Annotated in this window: 21 protein-coding genes; 19 read left to right on the forward strand and 2 right to left on the reverse strand. The window is 66.2% G+C overall.

The genetic code is table 11. The features are described from left to right. The 3 genes from H3O04_RS14700 to H3O04_RS14710 form a co-directional block, all read left to right on the forward strand. The coding region (locus H3O04_RS14700) for a murein hydrolase activator EnvC family protein (protein WP_171984228.1) at positions 1-475 on the forward strand (475 nt) is incomplete at its 5' end. Positions 476-486: 11 nt separating this feature from the next. Beyond that, a complete protein-coding gene (gene rpoS / locus H3O04_RS14705; RefSeq protein ID WP_011694300.1) occupies positions 487-1,575 on the forward strand; it encodes an RNA polymerase sigma factor RpoS in 1,089 nt (362 codons plus the stop codon). Positions 1,576-1,578: 3 nt separating this feature from the next. Continuing rightward, complete coding sequence (locus tag H3O04_RS14710; protein WP_202587955.1) at positions 1,579-2,355, forward strand: 3'-5' exonuclease; 777 nt, start codon at positions 1,579-1,581, stop codon at positions 2,353-2,355. 30 nt (positions 2,356-2,385) lie between these two features. Here the strand turns inward: H3O04_RS14710 and H3O04_RS14715 are convergent, their stop codons facing one another. Next, on the reverse strand, positions 2,386-3,240 hold the full coding sequence (locus H3O04_RS14715) for an endonuclease/exonuclease/phosphatase family protein (protein WP_202587956.1): 855 nt from the start codon (positions 3,238-3,240) through the stop codon (positions 2,386-2,388). 339 nt (positions 3,241-3,579) lie between these two features. On the opposite strand from H3O04_RS14715, the gene rlmD reads away from it, so the two are divergent. After that, positions 3,580-4,884, forward strand: a complete 1,305-nt coding sequence (gene rlmD, locus H3O04_RS14720; protein ID WP_237666289.1) for a 23S rRNA (uracil(1939)-C(5))-methyltransferase RlmD — start codon at positions 3,580-3,582, stop codon at positions 4,882-4,884. 63 nt (positions 4,885-4,947) lie between these two features. Here the strand turns inward: rlmD and H3O04_RS14725 are convergent, their stop codons facing one another. Further along, on the reverse strand, positions 4,948-5,646 hold the full coding sequence (locus H3O04_RS14725; protein WP_006484459.1) for a Bax inhibitor-1/YccA family protein: 699 nt from the start codon (positions 5,644-5,646) through the stop codon (positions 4,948-4,950). A gap of 250 nt (positions 5,647-5,896) precedes the next feature. Here H3O04_RS14725 and ndk point away from each other — a divergent pair, with 250 nt between their 5' ends. The 15 genes from ndk (at position 5,897) to H3O04_RS14800 (ending at position 21,819) form a co-directional block, all read left to right on the forward strand. Further along, positions 5,897-6,322, forward strand: coding sequence for a nucleoside-diphosphate kinase (gene ndk / locus H3O04_RS14730; protein WP_006478674.1), 426 nt, complete (start codon positions 5,897-5,899; stop codon positions 6,320-6,322). Between the two features lie 55 nt (positions 6,323-6,377). Further along, complete coding sequence (gene rlmN / locus H3O04_RS14735; protein ID WP_011549686.1) at positions 6,378-7,517, forward strand: 23S rRNA (adenine(2503)-C(2))-methyltransferase RlmN; 1,140 nt, start codon at positions 6,378-6,380, stop codon at positions 7,515-7,517. A 163-nt stretch (positions 7,518-7,680) separates the two neighbouring features. Beyond that, a complete protein-coding gene (locus H3O04_RS14740; protein ID WP_011549687.1) occupies positions 7,681-8,697 on the forward strand; it encodes a helix-turn-helix domain-containing protein in 1,017 nt (338 codons plus the stop codon). Positions 8,698-8,809: 112 nt separating this feature from the next. Further along, on the forward strand, positions 8,810-10,114 hold the full coding sequence (gene ispG / locus H3O04_RS14745; protein WP_006483314.1) for a flavodoxin-dependent (E)-4-hydroxy-3-methylbut-2-enyl-diphosphate synthase: 1,305 nt from the start codon (positions 8,810-8,812) through the stop codon (positions 10,112-10,114). Between the two features lie 20 nt (positions 10,115-10,134). Next, positions 10,135-11,475, forward strand: a complete 1,341-nt coding sequence (gene hisS, locus H3O04_RS14750; RefSeq protein ID WP_011549689.1) for a histidine--tRNA ligase — start codon at positions 10,135-10,137, stop codon at positions 11,473-11,475. A 58-nt stretch (positions 11,476-11,533) separates the two neighbouring features. Further along, entirely contained in the window at positions 11,534-12,163 is a 630-nt protein-coding gene (locus H3O04_RS14755; protein ID WP_011549690.1) for a tetratricopeptide repeat protein, read from the forward strand. A gap of 41 nt (positions 12,164-12,204) precedes the next feature. Beyond that, the gene (bamB, locus tag H3O04_RS14760) at positions 12,205-13,350 is read left to right on the forward strand and encodes an outer membrane protein assembly factor BamB (protein ID WP_202587958.1); all 1,146 of its coding nucleotides are present in this window, start codon (positions 12,205-12,207) and stop codon (positions 13,348-13,350) included. 247 nt (positions 13,351-13,597) lie between these two features. Continuing rightward, positions 13,598-14,935 (forward strand): ribosome biogenesis GTPase Der, encoded by a 1,338-nt coding sequence (gene der / locus H3O04_RS14765; protein ID WP_011549692.1) that lies wholly within the window; start codon positions 13,598-13,600, stop codon positions 14,933-14,935. Between the two features lie 141 nt (positions 14,936-15,076). Then, the gene (gene hfq / locus H3O04_RS14770; protein ID WP_006399927.1) at positions 15,077-15,316 is read left to right on the forward strand and encodes an RNA chaperone Hfq; all 240 of its coding nucleotides are present in this window, start codon (positions 15,077-15,079) and stop codon (positions 15,314-15,316) included. A gap of 72 nt (positions 15,317-15,388) precedes the next feature. Further along, positions 15,389-16,561 carry a GTPase HflX gene (gene hflX, locus H3O04_RS14775; protein WP_006483315.1) on the forward strand — a complete coding sequence of 391 codons (1,173 nt, stop codon included), beginning with the start codon at positions 15,389-15,391 and terminating at the stop codon, positions 16,559-16,561. 47 nt (positions 16,562-16,608) lie between these two features. Further along, complete coding sequence (hflK, locus tag H3O04_RS14780) at positions 16,609-17,955, forward strand: FtsH protease activity modulator HflK (protein ID WP_202587959.1); 1,347 nt, start codon at positions 16,609-16,611, stop codon at positions 17,953-17,955. Positions 17,956-17,970: 15 nt separating this feature from the next. After that, on the forward strand, positions 17,971-18,870 hold the full coding sequence (gene hflC, locus H3O04_RS14785; protein WP_006478684.1) for a protease modulator HflC: 900 nt from the start codon (positions 17,971-17,973) through the stop codon (positions 18,868-18,870). Between the two features lie 36 nt (positions 18,871-18,906). Continuing rightward, on the forward strand, positions 18,907-19,098 hold the full coding sequence (locus tag H3O04_RS14790; protein ID WP_006478685.1) for a DUF2065 domain-containing protein: 192 nt from the start codon (positions 18,907-18,909) through the stop codon (positions 19,096-19,098). Between the two features lie 112 nt (positions 19,099-19,210). Continuing rightward, the gene (locus H3O04_RS14795; RefSeq protein WP_011549695.1) at positions 19,211-20,359 is read left to right on the forward strand and encodes an ATP phosphoribosyltransferase regulatory subunit; all 1,149 of its coding nucleotides are present in this window, start codon (positions 19,211-19,213) and stop codon (positions 20,357-20,359) included. A gap of 113 nt (positions 20,360-20,472) precedes the next feature. Further along, the gene (locus H3O04_RS14800) at positions 20,473-21,819 is read left to right on the forward strand and encodes an adenylosuccinate synthase (RefSeq protein WP_006478687.1); all 1,347 of its coding nucleotides are present in this window, start codon (positions 20,473-20,475) and stop codon (positions 21,817-21,819) included. The last annotated feature ends 5 nt before the right edge of the window (positions 21,820-21,824 follow it).

Consider the following 21,824-nt stretch of genomic DNA (forward strand, 5'->3'; position numbering starts at 1 on the left):
GCTGAGCAGCGGTCCGGCCGCGCCGGCCGCCGGCACGTCGTCGGCGCTCGCCGCCACGCCGCCGGCCGCGGCAACCGGATCGAGCGATACGGCGGCGGCGCCGAGCGGCCCCGTGACGTTCGCGTGGCCCGCGCGCGGCCCCGTGCTGAACGGGTTCGACGATGCGAAGAACAAGGGTGTCAATATCGGCGGGACGGCCGGCGAGGCCGTGAAGGCGGCGGCGGACGGCCGCGTCGTTTACTCCGGCAACGGTCTGCGTGGTTACGGCAACCTCATTATCATCAAACACGATGCAACTTACCTCACGGCGTATGCACACAATCGCGCTTTGATGGTAAAAGAGGGGGACGCGGTAACGAAGGGGCAGAAGATCGCCGAGATGGGTAACAGCGATGCCGACCGCGTGATGCTGCATTTCGAGGTTCGCCGGCAGGGTAAGCCTGTCGATCCGCTGAAGTATTTGCCGCCTCAATAACCGAGACGACCATGCCGAAATCGAAGCGCCACGAGCCGCAAGCCGAGTCTGAGAAGATCAGTCGTGCCACGCAAGCATCGGTGGGGCGAGTAGGTGCTTCGACGGACGACGAAGAGGATGTCGCGGAAAACGAACGTGATCTCGAGGCACGCGACGCCGACGCGGACGGTGGCGACGACGAGCGCGAAGGCCGTCAGGAAGCCGCGCCCGACGTCGACGATTTCCGCACGCTGCTGCAGGCCGAGCTCACGGCCGACACGATCCAGCATTACCTGAACCGCATCAGCGTGAAGCCGCTGCTGACCGTCGAGGAAGAGCAACGCTATTCGCGCCTCGCGAAGGCCGGCGAATTCGAGGCGCGGCAGGTGATGATCGAGCGCAACCTGCGGCTCGTCGTCAGTATCGCGAAGGGCTACCTGAACCGCGGCGTGCCGCTGCTCGACCTGATCGAGGAAGGCAACCTCGGCCTGATGCACGCGATCGAGAAATTCGACCCGACGCGCGGTTTCCGTTTCTCGACCTACGCGACGTGGTGGATCCGGCAGAGCATCGAGCGGGCAATCATGAACCAGGCCCGCACGGTGCGCCTGCCGGTGCACGTGATCCGCGAACTGAACCAGGTGCTGCGTGCGAAGCGCCACCTCGAAAAGAATTCGATGTCGACGGGCGAGGCGGCCGAACGCCGCGAAGCCAGCATCGACGACATCGCCTATCTCACCGGCAAGACCGCCGAGGAAGTCACCGATATCCTCGCGCTCAACGAGCACACGGCGTCGCTCGATGCGCCGCTCGACCTCGATCCCGCGAGCAGCCTGCTCGACCTGCTGCCCGACGACCAGAGCCAGTCGCCCGACGCCGAGGTGCAGCACCGCGAGCTCGAAACGCTGACGCGCGCGTGGCTGTCGCGGCTGTCCGACAAGCACCGGCACGTGATCGAGCGCCGCTTCGGCCTGAACCACATCGAACCGGCGACGCTCGAGGAGCTCGCCGACGAGATGGGGCTCACGCGCGAACGCGTGCGGCAGATCCAGCAGGAAGCGCTGGTGCGCCTCAAGCGGTTCTTTGCCTCCAACGGCGTGCGCAAGGACGCCGTTCTGTAACCGATGACCCCGATTCTTGTTTTTGACATCGAGACGATTCCCGATGTCGACGGCATTCGCCGTCTGGAAGACCTGCCCGCGACGCTCGACGATGCCGCGGTGGCCGAACACGCGTTCGCCGCACGCCGCGAGAAGACCGGCGGTGATTTCCTGCCGCACCACCTGCAGCGGATCGCGGCGATCTCGTGCGTGTTTCGCGACAACAACGGTTTTCGCGTGCGCTCGCTCGGGACGCCGCAGGACAACGAAGCGACGCTGATCCAGTCGTTCTACCGCGTGATCGAGAAATACACGCCGCAGCTCGTGTCGTGGAACGGCGGTGGTTTCGATCTGCCGGTGCTCCATTACCGCGCGCTCGTGCACGGCATTCCCGCCACCCGCTACTGGGATCTCGGCGAGGACGACCGTGAATTCAAATGGAACAACTACATTTCGCGCTATCACTCGCGGCATACCGACCTGATGGATGTGCTCGCGATGTATCAGGCGCGGGCGAACGCGCCGCTCGATGCGCTCGCGAAGCTGTGCGGCTTTCCGGGCAAGCTCGGAATGGACGGCAGCCAGGTGTGGCCGGCGTTCCGGGACGGGCGGATCGAGGAAATCCGCAACTATTGCGAAACCGACGTCGTCAACACCTACCTGCTGTATTGCCGGTTCCAGTTGATGCGCGGGGGCCTGACGCCGAGCGAGTATGCGGACGAGATCCTGCTCGTGAAGAATGCGCTTGCGCAGGAACCAGCGGCGCACTGGGTCGAATACCTCGCCGGCTTCGACGTGTAGCGCGAGCGGGCCGCGCCGTCGCCGGGGCGATCAGCCGAGTTCGAGCAGCACCGGCTGGTGATCGGACGCGCGTACGTCGCCGTCGATCTCGCAGCCGATGACGCGCGGCAACAGTGTGTCGGTCACGAACACGAAATCGCACGCGAGCGGCCCGTCCGACCATTGCACCGTATCGTAGATGCCGGCCGTCGGCGGCGGTGTATGGCCGGGGTGCCGCGCGATCCACGCATCGACGAAACCTGGTGCGTCGGCAATCGGCTCCAGGAAGCGCCGGTACGCGTCGCTGTCGAATGCGCTGTTGAAATCGCCGCAGACGATCGCATCGCGGGGCTGTCCGGTCGCGCTGAACGGCCCCTCGGGCGTTTCGGAGGGAGCGGGTTGATCCGCGTGTGCGCAGGCCTCGCGATGCCGGTCGCATAGCGCGTCGACCTGCGCAAGCCGCTGGCGCGCCGAGTAATACTCCAGATGCGTGGTGACCACGCGCAACGACCCGAAGGACGCCTGCAACTCGATATCCAGCGCGGCACGCGGCATCGACGGCGCGCCGGCGTCGGCCGGCCACGGCAGCGATTGGCGCAGCACGCGCCCGACCGGCAGCCGCGTCGCAATTGCGTTGCCGAACTGGCGGCGCGGGGCGCCCGGCCGAATGGCCGGCAAGTCGGCGCCGATGGCGTCGACGATCGTATAGCCGGGCAGCAGCGCCGCGAGTTCGGCGAACTGGTCGGGGCCGGGCCGGCCGGGTAGAGCATCGAAGCCGCGTGTGAGCTCCTGCAGGCAGAGCACGTCGAAATCGCCGAGCCGGCGGATGGCCGCGACGGTGCGGGGAAGATCGACGACGCCGTCCGCGTCCCGACCCCATTGGATGTTCCAGTCGATCAATCGCATGGTCGAGTCTCCTTGGTCTTCCGCGAGCGGAAACCGTGCCGTCGATGGGCGCGCCGTGCATCGCACACGGTCGGGTGGCGGGCAATGGGGGTGCGCGGTCCCTGTCGCTCACGCCGCGCCGCGCGGCATGCGCACCGGCACCGGCATCCGCATCCGCATCGGCATCGGCGCTTGCGACGAAAGCACGCGACGGGGGCCTGCGTCGTCTACAATCTCGCCTTCTTCAACGTTTGTCAGGAAAAGCTGGTGTCCGAAGCCGTCCCCACTTCTGCGCGCAAATCGAAAAATGCGCCCGTCGCGCCCGGGCCCGCCCCGGTTCTCGAGATCGAATCGCTCGACATGGAAGCGCGCGGTGTCGGCCGCACGATGACCGAGGACGGCGAGCCGGGCAAGGTGATCTTCGTCGAAGGCGCGCTGCCGGGCGAACGCGTGACCTATTCGAGCTATCGTCGCAAGCCGAGCTACGAGCAGGCGACGGTTGTCGACATTTTGCGCCCGAGCGTGATGCGCACCCAGCCGAAGTGCAGGTTTTTCGGCACCTGCGGCGGCTGCTCGATGCAGCATCTCGACATGCGCGCGCAGGTGGCGGTCAAGCAGCGCGTGCTGGAAGATAACCTGTGGCACCTGGCGAAGCTGCGCGCGGAAACGATGTTCGCGCCGATCCACGGCCCGTCGTGGGGCTATCGCTACCGGGCGCGCCTGACCGTGCGCAACGTCGCGAAGAAGGGCGGCGTGCTGGTCGGCTTCCACGAGAAGAAGAGCAGCTACGTGGCCGACATGACGAGCTGCGAAGTGCTGCCGCCGCACGTGTCGGCGATGCTCGTGCCGCTGCGGCGGCTCGTCGAGGGGCTGTCGATTCGCGACCGGATGCCGCAGATCGAGCTCGCGGTCGGCTCGACCGTCACGGCGCTCGTGCTGCGCGTGCTGGAGCCGATCAACGCGGATGACGAAGCGCTGCTGCGCGCGTTCGCGGACGAGCACAAGGTGCAGTTCTGGCTGCAGCCGAAGGGGCCGGACACGGTGACGCCGTTCTATCCGCTCGACGTGTCGCTCGACTACACGCTGCCGGAATTCGGCATCCGCATGCCGTTCAAGCCGACCGATTTCACGCAGGTCAACCATCAGATCAACCGCGTGCTGGTGGGCCGCGCGTTGCGCCTGCTCGCGCCGTCGCGCGACGATCGCGTGCTCGATCTGTTCTGCGGGATCGGCAACTTCACGCTGCCGCTCGCGCGGCTGTCGCGCGAAGTGATGGGCATCGAGGGCAGCGACACGCTGACCACGCGCGCGCTGGCGAACGCACGCGAGAACGGTGTCGACGGCCACACGACGTTCGCGTGCCGGAACCTGTTCGAGGTGACGGGCGACGATCTCCGCGCGCTCGGCGCATTCGACAAGTTCCTGATCGACCCGCCGCGCGAAGGCGCGCTCGCGGTATCGAAGGCGCTGGCCGAGATCGCGCAGAGCGGCGCAGGCCCGTTGCCGAAGCGCATCGTCTACGTGTCGTGCAACCCGTCGACGCTCGCGCGCGATGCGGGCCTGCTCGTGCACGAGGCCGGCTACCGGCTGAAGGGCGCCGGGGTCGTGAACATGTTCCCGAATACGTCGCACGTCGAATCGATCGCGCTGTTCGAGCGCGACTGAGCCGGGCGGCGGACGTAAAAAAAACCGGCCCGCGGGCCGGTTTTTCATGGTGCGTGCCGAACGTCAGTTGCGGTTGCCGCCGAAGATGCCGAGCAGCGCAAGCAGGTTCGTGAACACGTTGTACAGATCGAGGTAGATCGCGAGCGTGGCCGAGATGTAGTTCGTCTCGCCGCCGTTCACGACGCGCTGGACGTCGAACAGCATGTAGGCCGAGAAGATCGCGATCGCGAGCACCGACACGGTGAGCATCAGCGCCGGCAGTTGCAGGAAGATGTTCGCGACCGACGCGAGCAGGATCACGATCACGCCCATGAACAGCCACTTGCCGAGCCCCGAGAAGTCGCGCTTGCTGACGGTGGCGATCGTCGCCATCGTGGCGAAGATGATGCCGGTGCCGCCGAACGCGAGCATGATCAGCGACGGGCCGTTCGAGAAGCCGAGGATGAAGCTCAGCAGCCGCGACAGCATCAGGCCCATGAAGAACGTGAAGCCGAGCAGCACGAACACGCCGGCCGCGCTGTTTTTCGTCCGCTCGATCGCGAACATGAAGCCGAACGCGATCGCGAAGAACGCGAGCAGGCTCATCATCGGGCTCGTGGCCGCGAACAGCGAGAAGCCCGTCGCGACGCCGACCCAGGCGCCCAGCACGGTCGGCACCATCGACAGCGCGAGCAGCCAGTACGTGTTCCGCAGCACGCGGTTGCGAACCTCGGCGGTGCTGACGGAACCGCCGCGGCCGAAATTGTACGGATAGTCGTTCATGGTTTCTCCTAACATTGAACGCGTGGGCGTCCGGGGCCGGTTCGGCGCGCGCGATGTGCGGCGCAGCAAACCTGGGGCAGCTATGGCTAAGATACGTTCCGTGCCGGGAGGTTTCAATGGCCCGGCGGCACAAAACATATGGATTCTGAACCTTTCATTCGTGTAAGGGTTCAATCGCAATGATACACGGGATCGTGCTACAATAGCGGATTCATTTGAACCTGTAACTTCTTAATTTTTTGGAGTTTTTATGGCAATCGAGCGCACCCTGTCGATCATCAAGCCGGATGCGGTGGCAAAGAACGTGATCGGCCAGATCTACAGCCGTTTCGAAGGCGCCGGCCTGAAGATCGTCGCATCGCGCATGGCACACCTGTCGCGTGCTGACGCAGAGAAGTTCTATGCAGTTCACGCAGCGCGTCCGTTCTTCAAGGATCTCGTCGATTTCATGATCTCGGGCCCGGTGATGATCCAGGTTCTGGAAGGTGAAGGCGCGATCCTGAAGAACCGCGACCTGATGGGCGCGACGGATCCGAAGAAGGCGGAAAAGGGCACGATCCGCGCCGACTTCGCCGACAGCATCGACGCGAACGCCGTGCACGGCTCGGACGCTGCGGAAACGGCAGCGGTCGAAATCGCGTTCTTCTTCCCGGAAATGAACGTTTACTCGCGTTAAGCCCTGGCTGACAGCAAGTAGGCAGGATTCAGCGCACGCGGCAAGGCAGCACATCATGACGAGCGAAACTTCCGTCAATCTTCTCGACTTCGACGCCGAGGGTCTTGTCGCGTACTGCGGCAGCCTGGGCGAGAAGCCGTTCCGCGCCAAGCAGTTGCAGCGCTGGATCCATCAGTACAACGCCGGCGATTTCGACGGCATGACCGATCTCGCGAAGTCCCTGAGGGAAAAACTCAAGGGCCGCGCGTCGATCGTGATGCCGGACATCGCCAGCGATCACGTTTCCACCGACGGCACGCGCAAGTGGCTGATCGACGTCGGAAACGGCAATGCGGTCGAAACCGTGTTCATCCCGGAAGAGACGCGCGGCACGCTGTGCGTGTCGTCGCAGGCCGGGTGCGCGGTGAATTGCCGCTTCTGCTCGACGGGCAAGCAGGGCTTCTCCCGCAACCTGTCGACAGCCGAAATCATCGGCCAGCTCCGGATGGCCGAATTTGCACTGCGAGCGTCGCTGGGCCGCGCGCCCGGCCCGAACGGCAAGGCCGAACGGGTCGTCACCAACGTGGTGATGATGGGCATGGGCGAGCCGCTCCTGAATTACAGCGCGGTCGTCCCCGCGATGCGGCTGATGCTCGACGACAACGCGTACGGCCTGTCGCGCCGTCGCGTCACGCTGTCGACGTCCGGCGTGGTGCCGATGATGGACCGCCTCGGCGCCGAGTTGCCGGTCGCGCTGGCCGTTTCGCTGCATGCGCCGAACGACGCGCTGCGCGACGAGCTGGTGCCGCTCAACAAGAAGTATCCGCTTCGCGAGCTGATGGCTGCGTGCCAGCGTTATCTGAAGGTCGCGCCGCGCGACTTCATCACTTTCGAATACTGCATGCTCGACGGCGTCAACGACACCGAAGCGCATGCGCGCGAACTGCTGGCCGTCACGCGTGACGTGCCGTGCAAGTTCAACCTGATCCCGTTCAATCCGTTTCCGGAATCGGGCCTCATCCGCTCGAAGCCGGAGCAGATCAAGCGCTTCGCGCAAGTCCTCATCGATGCGGGTGTCGTCACGACCGTGCGCAAGACGCGCGGCGACGACATCGACGCCGCGTGCGGGCAGTTGGCCGGCGCGGTGAAGGATCGCACGCGCCTCGCGGAACGAACGGGCGCAGCAGGAAAAATCATCGAAGTTCGGGCAGTTTGACGGGGGCACCTGGCCGGGGTGCCCGAACCCTTTGGCGGTGCAACACGCGAATAGCGATCGGTCGCGGCGCCTCGGCGCCGCGCATGGTATGAACCGTTGCGGGTGCCGGCCGGCAGGAGCCGGCGGCAGCCGCCAGTGAAGAAGAATCGACGCGAGGACAAGGATGAGTGAGCCGCAGCCGTCTAACGGCGCAGAGACGAATGCCGCGAAGCCGGCACCGGCCGGACTGGAATCGCTGGCGGCGGTCGGCAGCCGGCTGGCGCAGCTTCGGGAGACGAAGGGCTGGTCGGTCGACGATGTGTCGGCGCGACTCAAGGTCGCACCGCAGAAGCTCCGCGCGCTCGAGTCTGGCGACATCAGCCATTTGCCCGGTGTGACGTTCGCGCTCGGTGTCGTGCGCAGCTACGCGAAGATGCTCGGCGTCGATCCGGAACCGTTCGCGCAGGCGCTGCGCCGCGAGCGCGGGGTGCCGGAAGTCGACCTGTCGATGCCGGCGTCGTCGGGCACGGATCTGCCGCGCGGCCGCGTGTCGATTCCGCTGGGCGGCTCGTCGCGCCACCATCCTTGGCTGTGGGGAACGGGGATCGTCATCGTCGCGGTGGTTGCCGTACTGATGTGGCACACTGGCGGCGATTCGTCGAGCCTGCTCGCACGCTTCAAGGGCGGCGAGGCCGAGCATGCGTCGGCCGCGAGTGCGACGGCGGCATCGTCGTCGGCTGAAGAGGCGGCTACGAACGGCGCGTCGGCAGCGGTTGCGAATGAGGTTCCGGCCCCGGCTGCTGCATCGGTTGCCCCGGCGCAGGCGATCGCGTCGGCGGTTCCGGCGCCTGCGGCCCCGGTCGCGACGGCGGCTGCGTCGCAGCCCGTGGCGGCAACGGCGGCGGCCAGCGCGGCCGCACCGGCCCAGCCGGCGAGCGTCGTGGTGGCGGCAGGCCAGTCGATGGTCGAACTGAAGGTCAAGCAGGATTGCTGGTTCAGCGTGCGCGACAAGAACGGCAAGGAGTTGTTCTCGGCGCTGGTGCGCGCCGGCGAAACGAAGCAGGTGGCCGGTGACGGGCCGTTCAAGGTCACGATCGGCAACAAGGCCGGCCTCGACGCGGTTGCGTTCGACGGAAAACCGGTCGATCCGGCAAAATATTCGGCAGCGCGGGGCAACGTGGCGCGGTTCACGTTGCCCTGACGTCAAGCGCCGTGGCGAAGGCCTGTCGTCGATCTCGGCAGGCCGTGAGGGCACGGCGCTTTTTCAATTCATGCGCCGCGTCGCGGCGCATTCCGCGTAAATGGATCTATCGATGCAATCCGAAGCTCAATCCCCACGCAGCAGTCAGATTTGTTCAACCGAGCCGGTGTTCGGCGGGCATCAGCCGCGCCGCGTATCGCATGCGGTGGATGTCCGCTGGGGCGGGCAACTCGTGACGATCGGCGGCGACGCGCCGGTGCGCGTGCAGTCGATGACGAATACCGACACGGCCGATGCGATCGGCACGGCGATCCAGATCAAGGAACTCGCGAATGCGGGCTCCGAGCTGGTGCGCATCACGGTCAACACGCCCGAAGCCGCGGCCGCCGTGCCGGCGATTCGCGAGCAACTCGACCGGATGGGCGTGACCGTGCCGCTCGTCGGCGATTTCCACTACAACGGCCACCTGCTGCTGCGCGACTATCCGGGCTGCGCCGAGTCGCTGTCGAAGTACCGGATCAACCCCGGTAACGTCGGTCAGGGTGCGAAGCGCGATACGCAGTTCGCGCAGATGATCGAGGCCGCGGCGAAGTACGACAAGCCGGTGCGGATCGGCGTGAACTGGGGCAGCCTCGACCAGGACCTGCTCGCACGCATGATGGACGAGAACGGCGCGCGCGCGCAGCCGTGGGACGCGCAGAGCGTGATGTACGAGGCGCTGATCCAGTCGGCGATCGGCTCGGCTGAGCGCGCGGTCGAGCTCGGCCTCGGCCGTGACCGCATCGTGTTGTCGTGCAAGGTCAGCGGCGTGCAGGACCTGATCGCCGTGTACCGCGAACTCGGCCGCCGCTGCGGCTTCGCGCTGCACCTCGGGCTGACCGAGGCCGGCATGGGTTCGAAGGGCATCGTCGCGTCGACGGCGGCGCTCGGCGTGTTGCTGCAGGAAGGGATCGGCGACACGATCCGCATCTCGCTGACGCCGGAGCCGGGCGCGTCGCGCACCGGCGAGGTGATCGTCGGCCAGGAAATCCTGCAGACGATGGGCCTGCGCTCGTTCGCGCCGATGGTGATCGCGTGCCCGGGCTGCGGCCGCACGACGAGCACGCTGTTCCAGGAGCTCGCGATGCAGATCCAGACCTACCTGCGCGAGCAGATGCCGGTCTGGCGCAAGGAATATCCGGGCGTCGAGAAGATGAACGTCGCGGTGATGGGCTGCATCGTCAATGGCCCGGGCGAATCGAAGCACGCGAACATCGGCATCAGCCTGCCGGGTTCGGGCGAGAACCCGGCCGCACCCGTCTTCATCGACGGCGAGAAGGTCAAGACGCTGCGCGGCGAGCGGATCGCCGAGGAATTCCAGCAGATCGTCAGCGACTACGTCGCACGCAATTACGGCCGCACCGAGGCCCTGAACTAATTCGTCCACACACACGAACGATGACTGAACAGAAACGCAAGATCGAGAAGCTCACCGGCGTCAAAGGCATGAACGACATCCTTCCGCAGGATGCCGGCCTGTGGGAATTCTTCGAAGCTACCGTGAAATCGCTGCTGCGCGCGTACGGCTACCAGAACATCCGCACGCCGATCGTCGAACATACGCAGCTCTTCACGCGCGGCATCGGCGAGGTCACGGACATCGTCGAGAAGGAGATGTACAGCTTCACCGACGCGCTGAACGGCGAGAACCTGACGATGCGCCCGGAAAACACCGCGGCCGTCGTGCGTGCGTCGATCGAGCACAACATGCTGTACGACGGCCCGAAGCGCCTGTGGTACATCGGCCCGATGTTCCGTCACGAGCGTCCGCAGCGCGGCCGCTATCGCCAGTTCCACCAGGTCGGCGTCGAGGCGCTCGGCTTCGCGGGTCCCGATGCGGATGCCGAGATCATCATGATGTGCCAGCGCCTGTGGGACGACCTCGGCCTGACCGGCATCAAGCTCGAGATCAACTCGCTCGGCCTCGCCGAAGAGCGCGCCGCGCACCGCGTCGAACTGATCAAGTACCTCGAGCAGTTTGCCGACGTGCTCGACGAGGACGCGAAGCGCCGCCTGTATACGAACCCGCTGCGCGTGCTCGACACGAAGAACCCGGCGCTGCAGGACATCGCGCAGAACGCACCGAAGCTGATCGACTTCCTCGGCGACGAATCGCGCGCGCATTTCGAAGGGCTGCAGCGCCTGCTGCTCGCGAACAACATTCCGTTCAAGATCAACCCGCGTCTCGTGCGTGGCCTCGATTACTACAACCTGACCGTGTTCGAGTGGGTGACCGACAAGCTCGGCGCGCAGGGTACGGTCGCGGCCGGCGGTCGCTACGATCCGCTGATCGAGCAGCTCGGCGGCAAGCCGACCGCCGCGTGCGGCTGGGCGATGGGCATCGAGCGCATCCTCGAGCTGCTGAAGGAAGAGGATCTCGCGCCCGAGCAGGAAGGCGTCGACGTGTACGTCGTGCACCAGGGCGACACCGCGCGCGAACAGGCGTTCATCGCGGCCGAGCGCCTGCGCGACACGGGCCTCGACGTGATCTTCCACTGCAGCGCCGACGGCGCGCCGGCGAGCTTCAAGTCGCAGATGAAGCGGGCCGATGCAAGCGGCGCCGCGTTCGCGGTGATCTTCGGCGAAGAAGAGGTCGCGAACGGCACGGTGGGCGTGAAAGCGTTGCGCGGCGCGGGTGCGGAAGGGGAAAAGAACGTTCAGCAGACCGTACCGGTCGAAAGCTTGACCGAATTCCTAATCAATGCGATGGTTGCATCCGCCGAAGACGGCGACGACTGATCGCGCTGGCATCCGCTCGACAAGAAAAGCCTGAACAGGAAGAAGGAATCGCTCGCCGATGAGTTATCACGACGAACAAGAATCGATTGAAAGTCTCAAGGCGTGGTGGGCCCGCTGGGGCAACCTCACCACGTGGATCGTGCTCGCGGCGCTCGTCGTCGCGGCCGGTTTCAACGGCTGGAACTACTGGCAGCGCCGTCAGGCCGCCGAGGCGTCCGGGCTGTACGAGCAGGTCCAGAAGGCTGCCGCCGCGAACGACAAGGCAACGATGGCTCGCGCGGCTGCCGACATGGAAGACAAGTTCGGCAGCACGCCGTATGCGCAGATGACGGCGCTCGCGGCCGCGAAGACGCTGTATGCGGCCGGCGACGCGGCAGGCGCGAAGGCGCAGCTGCAATGGACCGTCGATCACGCCAAGGACGACGAGTACAAGCAGATCGCGAAGCTGCGTCTCGCGTCGCTGCTGCTCGACGAGAAGGCGTACGATGCGGGCCTCGCGCTGCTGTCGGGTACGCCGGTCGATGCATTCAAGGGCCTCGTGGCCGATCGTCGCGGCGATCTGCTTGCCGCGCAAGGCAAGACCGACGACGCGCGCGCGGCTTACAAGCTCGCGCTCGACGGCCTGTCGAAGGACGACCAGTCCGCGCGCCAGCTCGTGCAGTTCAAGCTGGACGCGCTCGGCGGCTGAATTCAGGTCCCCTCAACCTCTTAACTCTGCTTCGCTAACCGATGAATTTGCTGAAACGTTACGCTGTGCCCGTTGCCTGCGCGGCGGCTGTCCTCGCTTTGACGGCTTGCTCGTCGTCGAAGGATGCGCGCCGCGTGCCGACGCCGCTCACCGAGTTCAAGCCCGTCATGGACGTGCAACAGGTCTGGAAGGCGAGCGTCGGCAAGGGCGGACGCTACCTGTTCTCGCCGGTGGCCGTGGGCGACGCGGTCTATGCGGCGGGCGAAAACGGCGCGGTCGAGAAGATCGACGCGAAGACGGGCCAGACGCTGTGGCGCTCGAAGGTCGGTTCGGACCTGTCGGCCGGTGTCGGCAGCGACGGCAACCTGACCGCGGTCGGTGCGTTGAAGGGCGGCGTGTTCGTGCTGGGCCCGGACGGCAAGCAACTGTGGAAGACCAGCGTGCAGGGCGAGATCTTCTCGCCGCCGCTCGTCGGCAACGGCCTCGTGGTCGTCCGCACGATCGACGGCCAGGTGATCGCGTTCAACGCGCAGACGGGCGAGCAGAAGTGGAACTACCGCAACCGTGCGGTGCCGCTGAACCTGCGCGTGTCGGCGGGCATGACGTTCGCGGGCGACGCGGCCGTGCTCGCGGGCTTCCCGGGCGGCGGTCTGGTCGCGATCAACCTGCAGACGGGTGAGCCGTTCTGGCAAACCCCGGTGTCGTTCCCGAAGGGCGTGACCGAAGTCGAGCGCATCAACGACGTCAGCGGCCCGCCGACGCTCGTGGGCGCGGAAGCCTGCGCGGTGACGTTCCAGGGGCAGCTCGGCTGCTTCGATGCAAACTCGGGCCGGCCGGTGTGGGAAAAACCGTTCTCGAGCCGCAGCGGCCTTGCGCAGGACGATTCGGTGGTCGCCGGCGGCGACGACTGGTCGGTCGTCACCGCGTACGATGCGGCCACGGGCAATCAGCTCTGGCGCAACGACAAGCTGAAGAGTCGTGACGTCGGCGTGCCGTACCTGCTCGGGCACGCGGTCGTGATGGGCGATTACAAGGGCTTCGTGCACTTCCTGTCGCGCGAGGACGGCAGCTTCATCGCACGGATGAAGACCGACGGCAGCGCGATTACGGCAGCGCCGGTCCTCGCGGGCAACACGCTCGTCGTGCAGACGAAGGACGGCGGCCTGTACGGGTTCCGTCCGCGCTGACACGCAGCAAACAGGTGCGGCCGTGGCGCGGCGGGCAGGTCCCGCGCGCCGCGGCCGCGCGACTTGAAGGCGGCCGGCGTTCCCGGCCGCTCGGTATTTGAAAGGCAGTTCGAGACGAAAGACGACGGCGCGCAACGCGTGCCCGGCGCGCGCATCCGGCGCGGCGCGAATTCGTGATATTTTCATTCAGCGCAGCCGCCCGCAGCAGCGGGCCTCCCGCTGCTGCGCTTCACCGTAGAAAACACAGATGAAACCGGTCATTGCCCTCGTTGGGCGCCCCAATGTGGGGAAATCCACGCTGTTCAACCGGCTCACGCGCTCGCGCGATGCGCTGGTCGCCGACTTGCCCGGCCTGACGCGCGATCGCCATTACGGCGAAGGGCGCGTCGGCGAACGGCCTTACCTGGTCGTCGATACGGGCGGCTTCGAACCCGTCGCGAAGGACGGCATCCTGCACGAAATGGCGCGCCAGACGCGGCAGGCCGTCGAGGAAGCCGACGTCGTCGTGTTCATCGTCGACGGCCGTAACGGGCTCGCGCCGCAGGACAAGTCGATCGCCGACTACCTGCGCAAGACCGGCCGGCCGATCTTCCTGGTCGTCAACAAGGCCGAAGGGATGAAGTACACGGCGGTCGCGACGGACTTCTACGAGCTCGGGCTCGGCGATCCGCGCGCGATCTCGGCCGCGCACGGCGACGGCGTGACCGACATGATCAACGAGGCGCTGGAAGTCGCGTATGCGGGCCAGCCCGAGGAAGCGGACGAGGACGATCCGTCGCGCGGCATCAAGATCGCGATCGTCGGCCGGCCGAACGTCGGCAAGTCGACGCTCGTCAACGCGCTGATCGGCGAAGACCGCGTGATCGCGTTCGACATGCCGGGCACGACGCGCGATTCGATCTACGTCGACTTCGAACGTAACGGCAAGAAATACACGCTGATCGACACGGCCGGCCTGCGCCGCCGCGGCAAGGTGTTCGAGGCGATCGAGAAGTTCTCGGTCGTGAAGACGCTGCAGTCGATCTCCGACGCGAACGTCGTCATTCTTCTGCTGGATGCGCAGCAGGACATTTCCGACCAGGACGCACACATCGCCGGCTTCGTCGTCGAGCAGGGGCGCGCGCTCGTGATCGGCGTCAACAAGTGGGACGGCCTGGACGACCACGCGCGCGACCGCGCGAAAGCGGATTTGACCCGCAAGCTGAAATTCCTCGACTTCGCGAAATCGCACTTCATTTCGGCCGCGAAGAAGACGGGCATCGGCGCGCTGATGCGCTCGGTCGACGACGCGTACGCGGCCGCGATGGCGAAGCTGCCGACGCCGAAGCTCACGCGCGCGCTGATCGAGGCCGTCGAGTTCCAGCAGCCGCGCCGTCGCGGCCCGGTGCGTCCGAAGCTGCGCTATGCGCACCAGGGCGGCCAGAATCCGCCGATCATCGTGATCCACGGCAACGCGCTCGACGCGGTGACGGAAACCTACAAGCGTTACCTCGAAAACCGATTCCGCGAAACTTTCTCGCTGACCGGGACTCCATTGCGCATAGAGTTCCGTTCGTCGAACAACCCGTACGCGGACAAGGGCTGAAGCACGCCCCGCAAGGCATCGGCCCCATGGCCAGTGGCCGGGCGGGGCAGGCAAAATCAGCTATAGTGTAGCGATTGGCGCCGGATCTCTTTTTCTTCGTCGCCAATCCAGATCAACCTGCAAAAAAAGATGGAGTACGCCATGAGCAACAAAGGGCAATTGTTACAAGACCCGTTTTTGAACGCACTGCGCAAAGAGCACGTTCCCGTTTCGATTTACCTCGTCAACGGCATCAAGCTTCAAGGGAACATTGAATCGTTCGACCAGTACGTCGTGTTGCTCCGTAATACGGTGACCCAGATGGTTTACAAGCACGCCATCTCGACGGTCGTGCCGGCGCGCCCGGTGAATTTCCACCCGGACGCGGAAGCCTCGTCCTAACTTATCGCAGCGGCCGGCATCCGGTCGCCGCGAGCGACCGATGCCAGCCGCCTTATCTTGACACCCGATAATTTGATCAACGCAGCGCTCGTCGGCATCGATTTCGGCAAGACCGATTTCGAAGCCAGTCTCGAAGAACTCAGTCTTCTCGCCTCCAGCGCGGGGGCCCGTCCCGCCGTCACCCTCACCGGTCGTCGCGCCAGTCCCGATGCCAAGATGTTCATCGGCAGCGGCAAAGCCGAAGAATTGCGGCTTGCCTGCGACGCGCACAACGTCGAAATCGTCATCTTCAACCACGCGTTGGCGCCCGCCCAGCAACGCAATCTGGAGCAGGCACTTAACAGGCGCGTGGTCGATCGCACGAGCCTCATCCTCGACATTTTCGCGCAGCGTGCCCGCAGCCACGAAGGCAAGCTGCAGGTCGAGCTCGCACAGCTTCAATACCTGTCGACCCGGCTCATTCGCGCGTGGACCCACCTCGAGCGGCAAAAGGGCGGTATCGGCCTGCGCGGCCCCGGCGAAACCCAGCTCGAAACCGACCGTCGGCTGATCGGCGAACGCATCAAGATGCTGAAGTCGCGGCTCGATCGGCTGCGCCGCCAGCACAGCACGCAGCGCCGGCAGCGCGCGCGCAGCGGCACGATGTCGGTGTCGCTCGTCGGCTATACGAACGCGGGCAAGTCGACGTTGTTCAATGCGCTGACGAAAGCGCAGGCATACGCGGCCGACCAGCTGTTCGCCACGCTCGATACGACGTCGCGGCGCGTGTATCTCGGCGACGAGGTCGGTCAGATCGTGGTGTCCGATACGGTCGGGTTCATCCGCGAGCTGCCTCACCAGCTCGTCGCGGCGTTCCGCGCGACCCTCGAGGAAACGATCCATGCGGATCTGTTGCTGCACGTGGTCGATGCGTCGAGCGCGGTCAGGCTCGAGCAGATCGAGCAGGTCAACGGCGTGCTGCACGAGATCGGCGCGGACACGATCCGACAGGTGCTGGTGTTCAACAAGATCGACGCCGTGCCCGAGCTGGCGGCCCGCGGCGACGCGGTCGAGCGGGACGAGTATGGTAATATTTCGCGCGTCTTTTTGAGCGCACGCACCGGTCAGGGTCTTGATACGTTGCGTGCCGCCATCGCCGAAATCGCCTCCGCGGAACACCTTTCCAGCGCGACGTTACCCGACGCGCTCGATGGCACGTCCGCTGAACCGCACGAAGACCACACGATTTCCGAACACGGGCGCTAACCGGTCCCGGCCGGTTCGCCGGCGTCCAATCTGGTGAACAAACTCTGGTGAACGAATACAACGAGCGGAGTACCTGGCGGCGGATGCGCGCCTTGCTGTCGATCAACGATCCCCGCTGGGGACGCGGCGAAGGCAATGGCAAGGACGGGTCCCGCCCGCGCGCGAACGAATCGAAGCGTCCGCAAGGCGGCGACGGCGATGGTCCGCCCGATCTCGACGAGATGTGGCGCAACTTCAACCGGCGCCTGAGCGGCCTGTTCGGCGGCAAGGGCGGCAACGGCTTCCGTCCCGACAACGGCCGGGCCGCACGGGTCGGCGTCGGCATCGTGATCGGCGTACTGGTCGCGGTGTATGCGGGCAGCGGGCTGTTCGTCGTGCAGGAAGGCCAGACGGGCGTCGTGCTGCAGCTCGGCAAGCTGTCGGGCACGGTCGGCCAGGGCGTGCATTGGCGCGCGCCGTATCCGTTCGCGTCGCACGAGATCGTCGACACGTCGCAGGTGCGCTCGATCGAGATCGGCCGCAACAACGTCGTGCGCCTTGCAAACGTGAAGGAAGCCGCGATGCTGACGCGCGATGCCGACATCGTCGACGTGCGCTTCATCGTCCAGTACCGGATTCGTTCCGCCACCGATTACCTGTTCCGCAGCGTCGATCCCGAACGCAGCGTGTCGCAGGCCGCGCAGGCCGCGGTGCGCGCGATCGTCGGCACGCGTAGCGCGGCCGACATGCTGAACCAGGATCGCGATGCGCTGCGCGAGCAGCTTTCCACCGCGATCCAGCGCGACCTCGACCGCTACCAGTCGGGGCTCGAGGTGACGGCCGTCACGATGCAGAGCGTCGCGGCGCCCGAGCAGACCCAGGCCGCGTACGCCGAAGTCGCGAAGGCGCGGGACGAGCGCGAGGCCGCGAAGCGCGCCGCGCAGGCGTATGCGAGCGATCTGCTGCCGAAGGCGCAGGGCGATGCGGCGAAGCTCGTCGACGAAGCGAAGGCGTATGCCGATCGTGTGGTCACCGAAGCCGAAGGCGACGCGGACCGCTTCAAGCAGGTCTACGCGCAGTACTCGAAGGCGCCGGCGGTCATCCGCGAGCGGATGTACCTCGAGACGATGCAGGAAATCTATTCGAACGCGACGAAGGTGTTCGTCGGCAACAAGGGCGGCAACAGCGTCGTGTATCTGCCGCTCGACAAGCTCGTCGAGCAGGGGCGGCAAAACGCCGCGGCGTCGACCGGCGCATCCGTGCCCGATGCGGCGTCGGCACCGGCCGCAACGACGCCGTCGGCAGCCGCTGCCGCGCCGGCGAGCGCCGCACCGGCCGCCACCGCGTCGGGTGTCGACGTGCTGCGATCGCGCGACGCGTTTCGCAGCCGGTCGCGTGAAGACGATACGAAGTAACGGGGAGCGCAGAACATGAACCGAATCATTGCGCTCGTCGTCGCAATCGTGATCGTTGCCTTCGCGGCATCGTCGACGGTCCTGACCGTCGATCCGCGCCATGCGGCCGTGCTGTCGGGGCGCGACGGTACGCAGCCGGAGCTCGCGGGCCCCGGCGTCCACTTCAAGCTGCCGCCGCCGCTGCAGACGGCCACGCTGATCGACACGCGCCTGCAGTCGCTCGAGTCGGCCGATCCGCTGCAGCTGGCAACCGAAGACAAGCATGACCTGCTCGTCGCGTATGCGGTGAAGTACCGGATCAGCGATCCGATGAAATATTTCACGGCGACGGGCGGCGATCCGGCCGCGGCGGTCGAACGGCTGTCGGGCGCGCTGAAGAGCGCGCTCGGCGACGCATTCGGCAAGCGCGCGCTCGACGATGCCCTCGGCGGTCAGCGTGCGATCGCCGATGCGGCGCGCGATGCGGCGAAGGCGCAAGCGTCCGGTTTCGGCGTCGACGTCGTCGACGTCCAGCTGACGCGTGTCGACCTGCCGGCCGCGCAGACGGACGCCGTCTATCAACGGATGATCGGCGCGTTGCGCGACCAGGCGGCCCAGGTGCGTGCGCAAGGCGCGGCCGACGTCGAGCAGATCAAGGCCGACGCCGAACGCGAGCAGCAGGCCGTGCTCGCGAACGCGTACAAGTCCGCGCAGACGATCAAGGGCGAGGGCGATGCGAAGGCCGCGACGATCGCCGCCGATGCGTTCGGCCGCGATCCGCAGTTCTATCAGTTCTACGCGAGCCTGCAGGCCTACCGGAATACGTTCAAGCGCAACGACATCATCGTCGTCGATCCCGACAGCGAGTTCTTCCGCTTCATGCGCAGCCCGACGGGCGGTGCCGCACCGGCGGCGCCTGCTCCCCGCAAACATTGACCTTGGGGCGCCGCGTCGAGCGGCGCCGTCGCTCGCATGGACCTGGCTGGCTCGTTGTTGCTCGCAGTAGCGCTGATGCTGATCATCGAGGGGGCGTTCCCCTTCGTGTTTCCCGTCGCCTGGCGCGACACGTTTCGTAGAATAGCCGAGCGGCCGCCGCATCATATCCGGATCGGCGGGCTGATCGTGATGGTGCTCGGGCTCGTGCTGCTGCTGCTCGCGACCTGACGGAGCCCCGATCCGGACGGCGCATCCGCCGTTCGTTCCGCCCGATTTCGAAGTTCCGATTCAACTCGCGGCGCGCGTGTCGCGCGCCGTTTCCCGTCGTAGGACCGTACCGATGTCGACCTGGTTACTTCCCGAGAATATCGCCGACGTGCTGCCGTCGGAAGCGCGCAAGATCGAGGAGCTGCGCCGCAGGCTGCTCGACCGCTTCCGTTCGTACGGCTACGAAATGGTGATGCCGCCGCTGCTCGAGTATCTCGAATCGCTGCTGACGAGCGGCGGCGCCGATCTGCGCCTGCGCACCTTCAAGCTGGTCGACCAGTTGTCGGGTCGCACGCTCGGCCTGCGCGCGGACATCACGCCGCAGGTCGCGCGGATCGACGCGCACCTGTTGAACCGTCAGGGCGTGACGCGCCTCTGCTACGCGGGCCATGTGATGCATACGCGTCCGCGCGGCCTGCACGCGACGCGCGAGCAGATCCAGATCGGCGCCGAAATCTACGGGCATGCGGGGCTGGAAGCCGATCTCGAGATCCAGCAACTGATGCTCGACGCGCTGCACCTCGCGGGCCTGTCGCGCATCCGCCTCGACCTCGGTCACGCGGGCGTGCTCGCGGCGCTGCTGGCGCGCGACGCGCAGGCCGCCGAGCGCGGCGAGTCGCTGTACGACGCGCTGTCGGGCAAGGACGTGCCGCTGCTGAACGAACTCACCGACGATCTCGGCGCCGATACGCGTGCCGCGCTGCGCGCGCTGCCGAACCTCTACGGCGACGCGAGCGTGCTCGCCGAGGCGCGCACGCGCCTGCCGGTGCTGCCGGAAATCACGCGGGCGCTCGACGACCTCGCGCAGCTTGCGTCGCAGGCGAAGGGCGTCGAAGTCGCGATCGATCTCGCCGACCTGCGCGGCTACGCGTATCACAGCGGCGCGATGTTCAGCGCCTACATCGACGGCGTGCCGAACGCGATCGCGCGCGGCGGTCGTTACGACCACGTGGGGCAGGCCTATGGCCGCTCCCGTCCGGCAACCGGCTTCTCGCTCGATCTGCGCGAGCTCGCGCGGATTTCGCCAGTCGAGGCGCGCGGCACCGCGATCCTCGCGCCGTGGGCGCAGGACGACGCGCTGGGCGCGGCGGTCGCGGCGCTGCGCGATGCGGGCGAGGTCGTGATCCAGGCACTGCCGGGCCACGACCACGTACTCGACGAATTCGCATGCGATCGTTCGCTCGTCGAGCGCAACGGCGCATGGGTGGTCGAACCCCGGTAAAGAGGCGTTCGCGGGCCGTGCTTCGGCGTGCATATCGTTGAAGCGAAACGGAAAAATTCGGAATCGCCCGCGAACATAGGTAGAATACGTTTTTAACCAGCTAACGAATCAACATGTCTGCCAGCGCAGTGAACGTGACTCCCGGGCGCAATGTCGTCGTCGTGGGAACGCAATGGGGTGATGAAGGCAAGGGCAAGATCGTCGACTGGCTGACGGACCACGCTCAGGGCGTCGTGCGTTTCCAGGGCGGTCACAACGCCGGCCACACCCTCATCATCGGCGGCAAGAAAACGATCTTGCGCCTCATTCCGTCGGGCATCATGCGTGAAGGCGTCGCCTGCTACATCGGCAACGGCGTCGTTCTGTCCCCCGAAGCACTGTTCAAGGAAATCGGCGAGCTCGAAGAAGCCGGCGTGAACGTGCGCGACCGTCTGTTCATCTCCGAAGCTACGACGCTGATCCTGCCGTACCACATCGCGATCGACCAGGCGCGCGAAGCGCGCAAGGGCGCGGGCAAGATCGGCACGACGGGCCGCGGCATCGGCCCCGCGTACGAAGACAAGGTCGGCCGCCGCGCGCTGCGCGTGCAGGACCTGTTCGACGCGAAGACCTTCGCCGACCGCCTGCGCGAAAATCTCGATTACCACAACTTCGTGCTGACCCAGTATCTGGGCGGCGCGGCCGTCGACTTCCAGGCCACGCTCGACACGATGCTCGGCTATGCCGACCGCCTGAAGCCGATGGTGGCCGACGTGTCGCGCCGCCTGTACGACGCGAACAATGCGGGCCAGAACCTGCTGTTCGAAGGTGCACAAGGCACGCTGCTCGACATCGACCACGGCACCTATCCGTTCGTCACGTCGAGCAACTGCGTCGCCGGTGCGGCGTCGGCCGGCGCGGGCGTCGGTCCGCAGAAGCTCAACTACATCCTCGGCATCACGAAGGCGTATTGCACGCGCGTCGGCTCGGGCCCGTTCCCGAGCGAGCTGTACGATGCGGACAACCCGCAGCGCCAGGACCAGATCGGCGTCACGCTCGCGAACGTCGGCAAGGAATTCGGCTCGGTCACCGGCCGTCCGCGCCGCACCGGCTGGCTCGATGCGGCTGCGCTGCGCCGCTCGATCCAGATCAACGGCGTGTCGGGCCTGTGCATGACGAAGCTCGACGTGCTCGACGGCCTCGACGAAGTCAAGCTGTGCGTCGGCTACAAGGTCGACGGCAAGGACGTGGACATCCTGCCGCGTGGCGCGGTCGATGTCGCGCGTTGCGAACCGGTGTACGAGACGTTCGCCGGCTGGAAGGAAAGCACGGTCGGGATCAACACGTGGGACGCACTGCCGGCGAACGCGCAGGCCTATCTCGCACGCGTCCAGGAAGTGGCTGGCGTGCCGGTCGACATGGTGTCGACGGGCCCGGACCGCGACGAAACGATCCTGCTCCGCCATCCGTTCAAGGTGTAATTCCG

The organism is Burkholderia sp. KCJ3K979, from assembly GCF_016759955.1.
Taxonomy (GTDB): Bacteria; Pseudomonadota; Gammaproteobacteria; order Burkholderiales; family Burkholderiaceae; genus Burkholderia; species Burkholderia orbicola.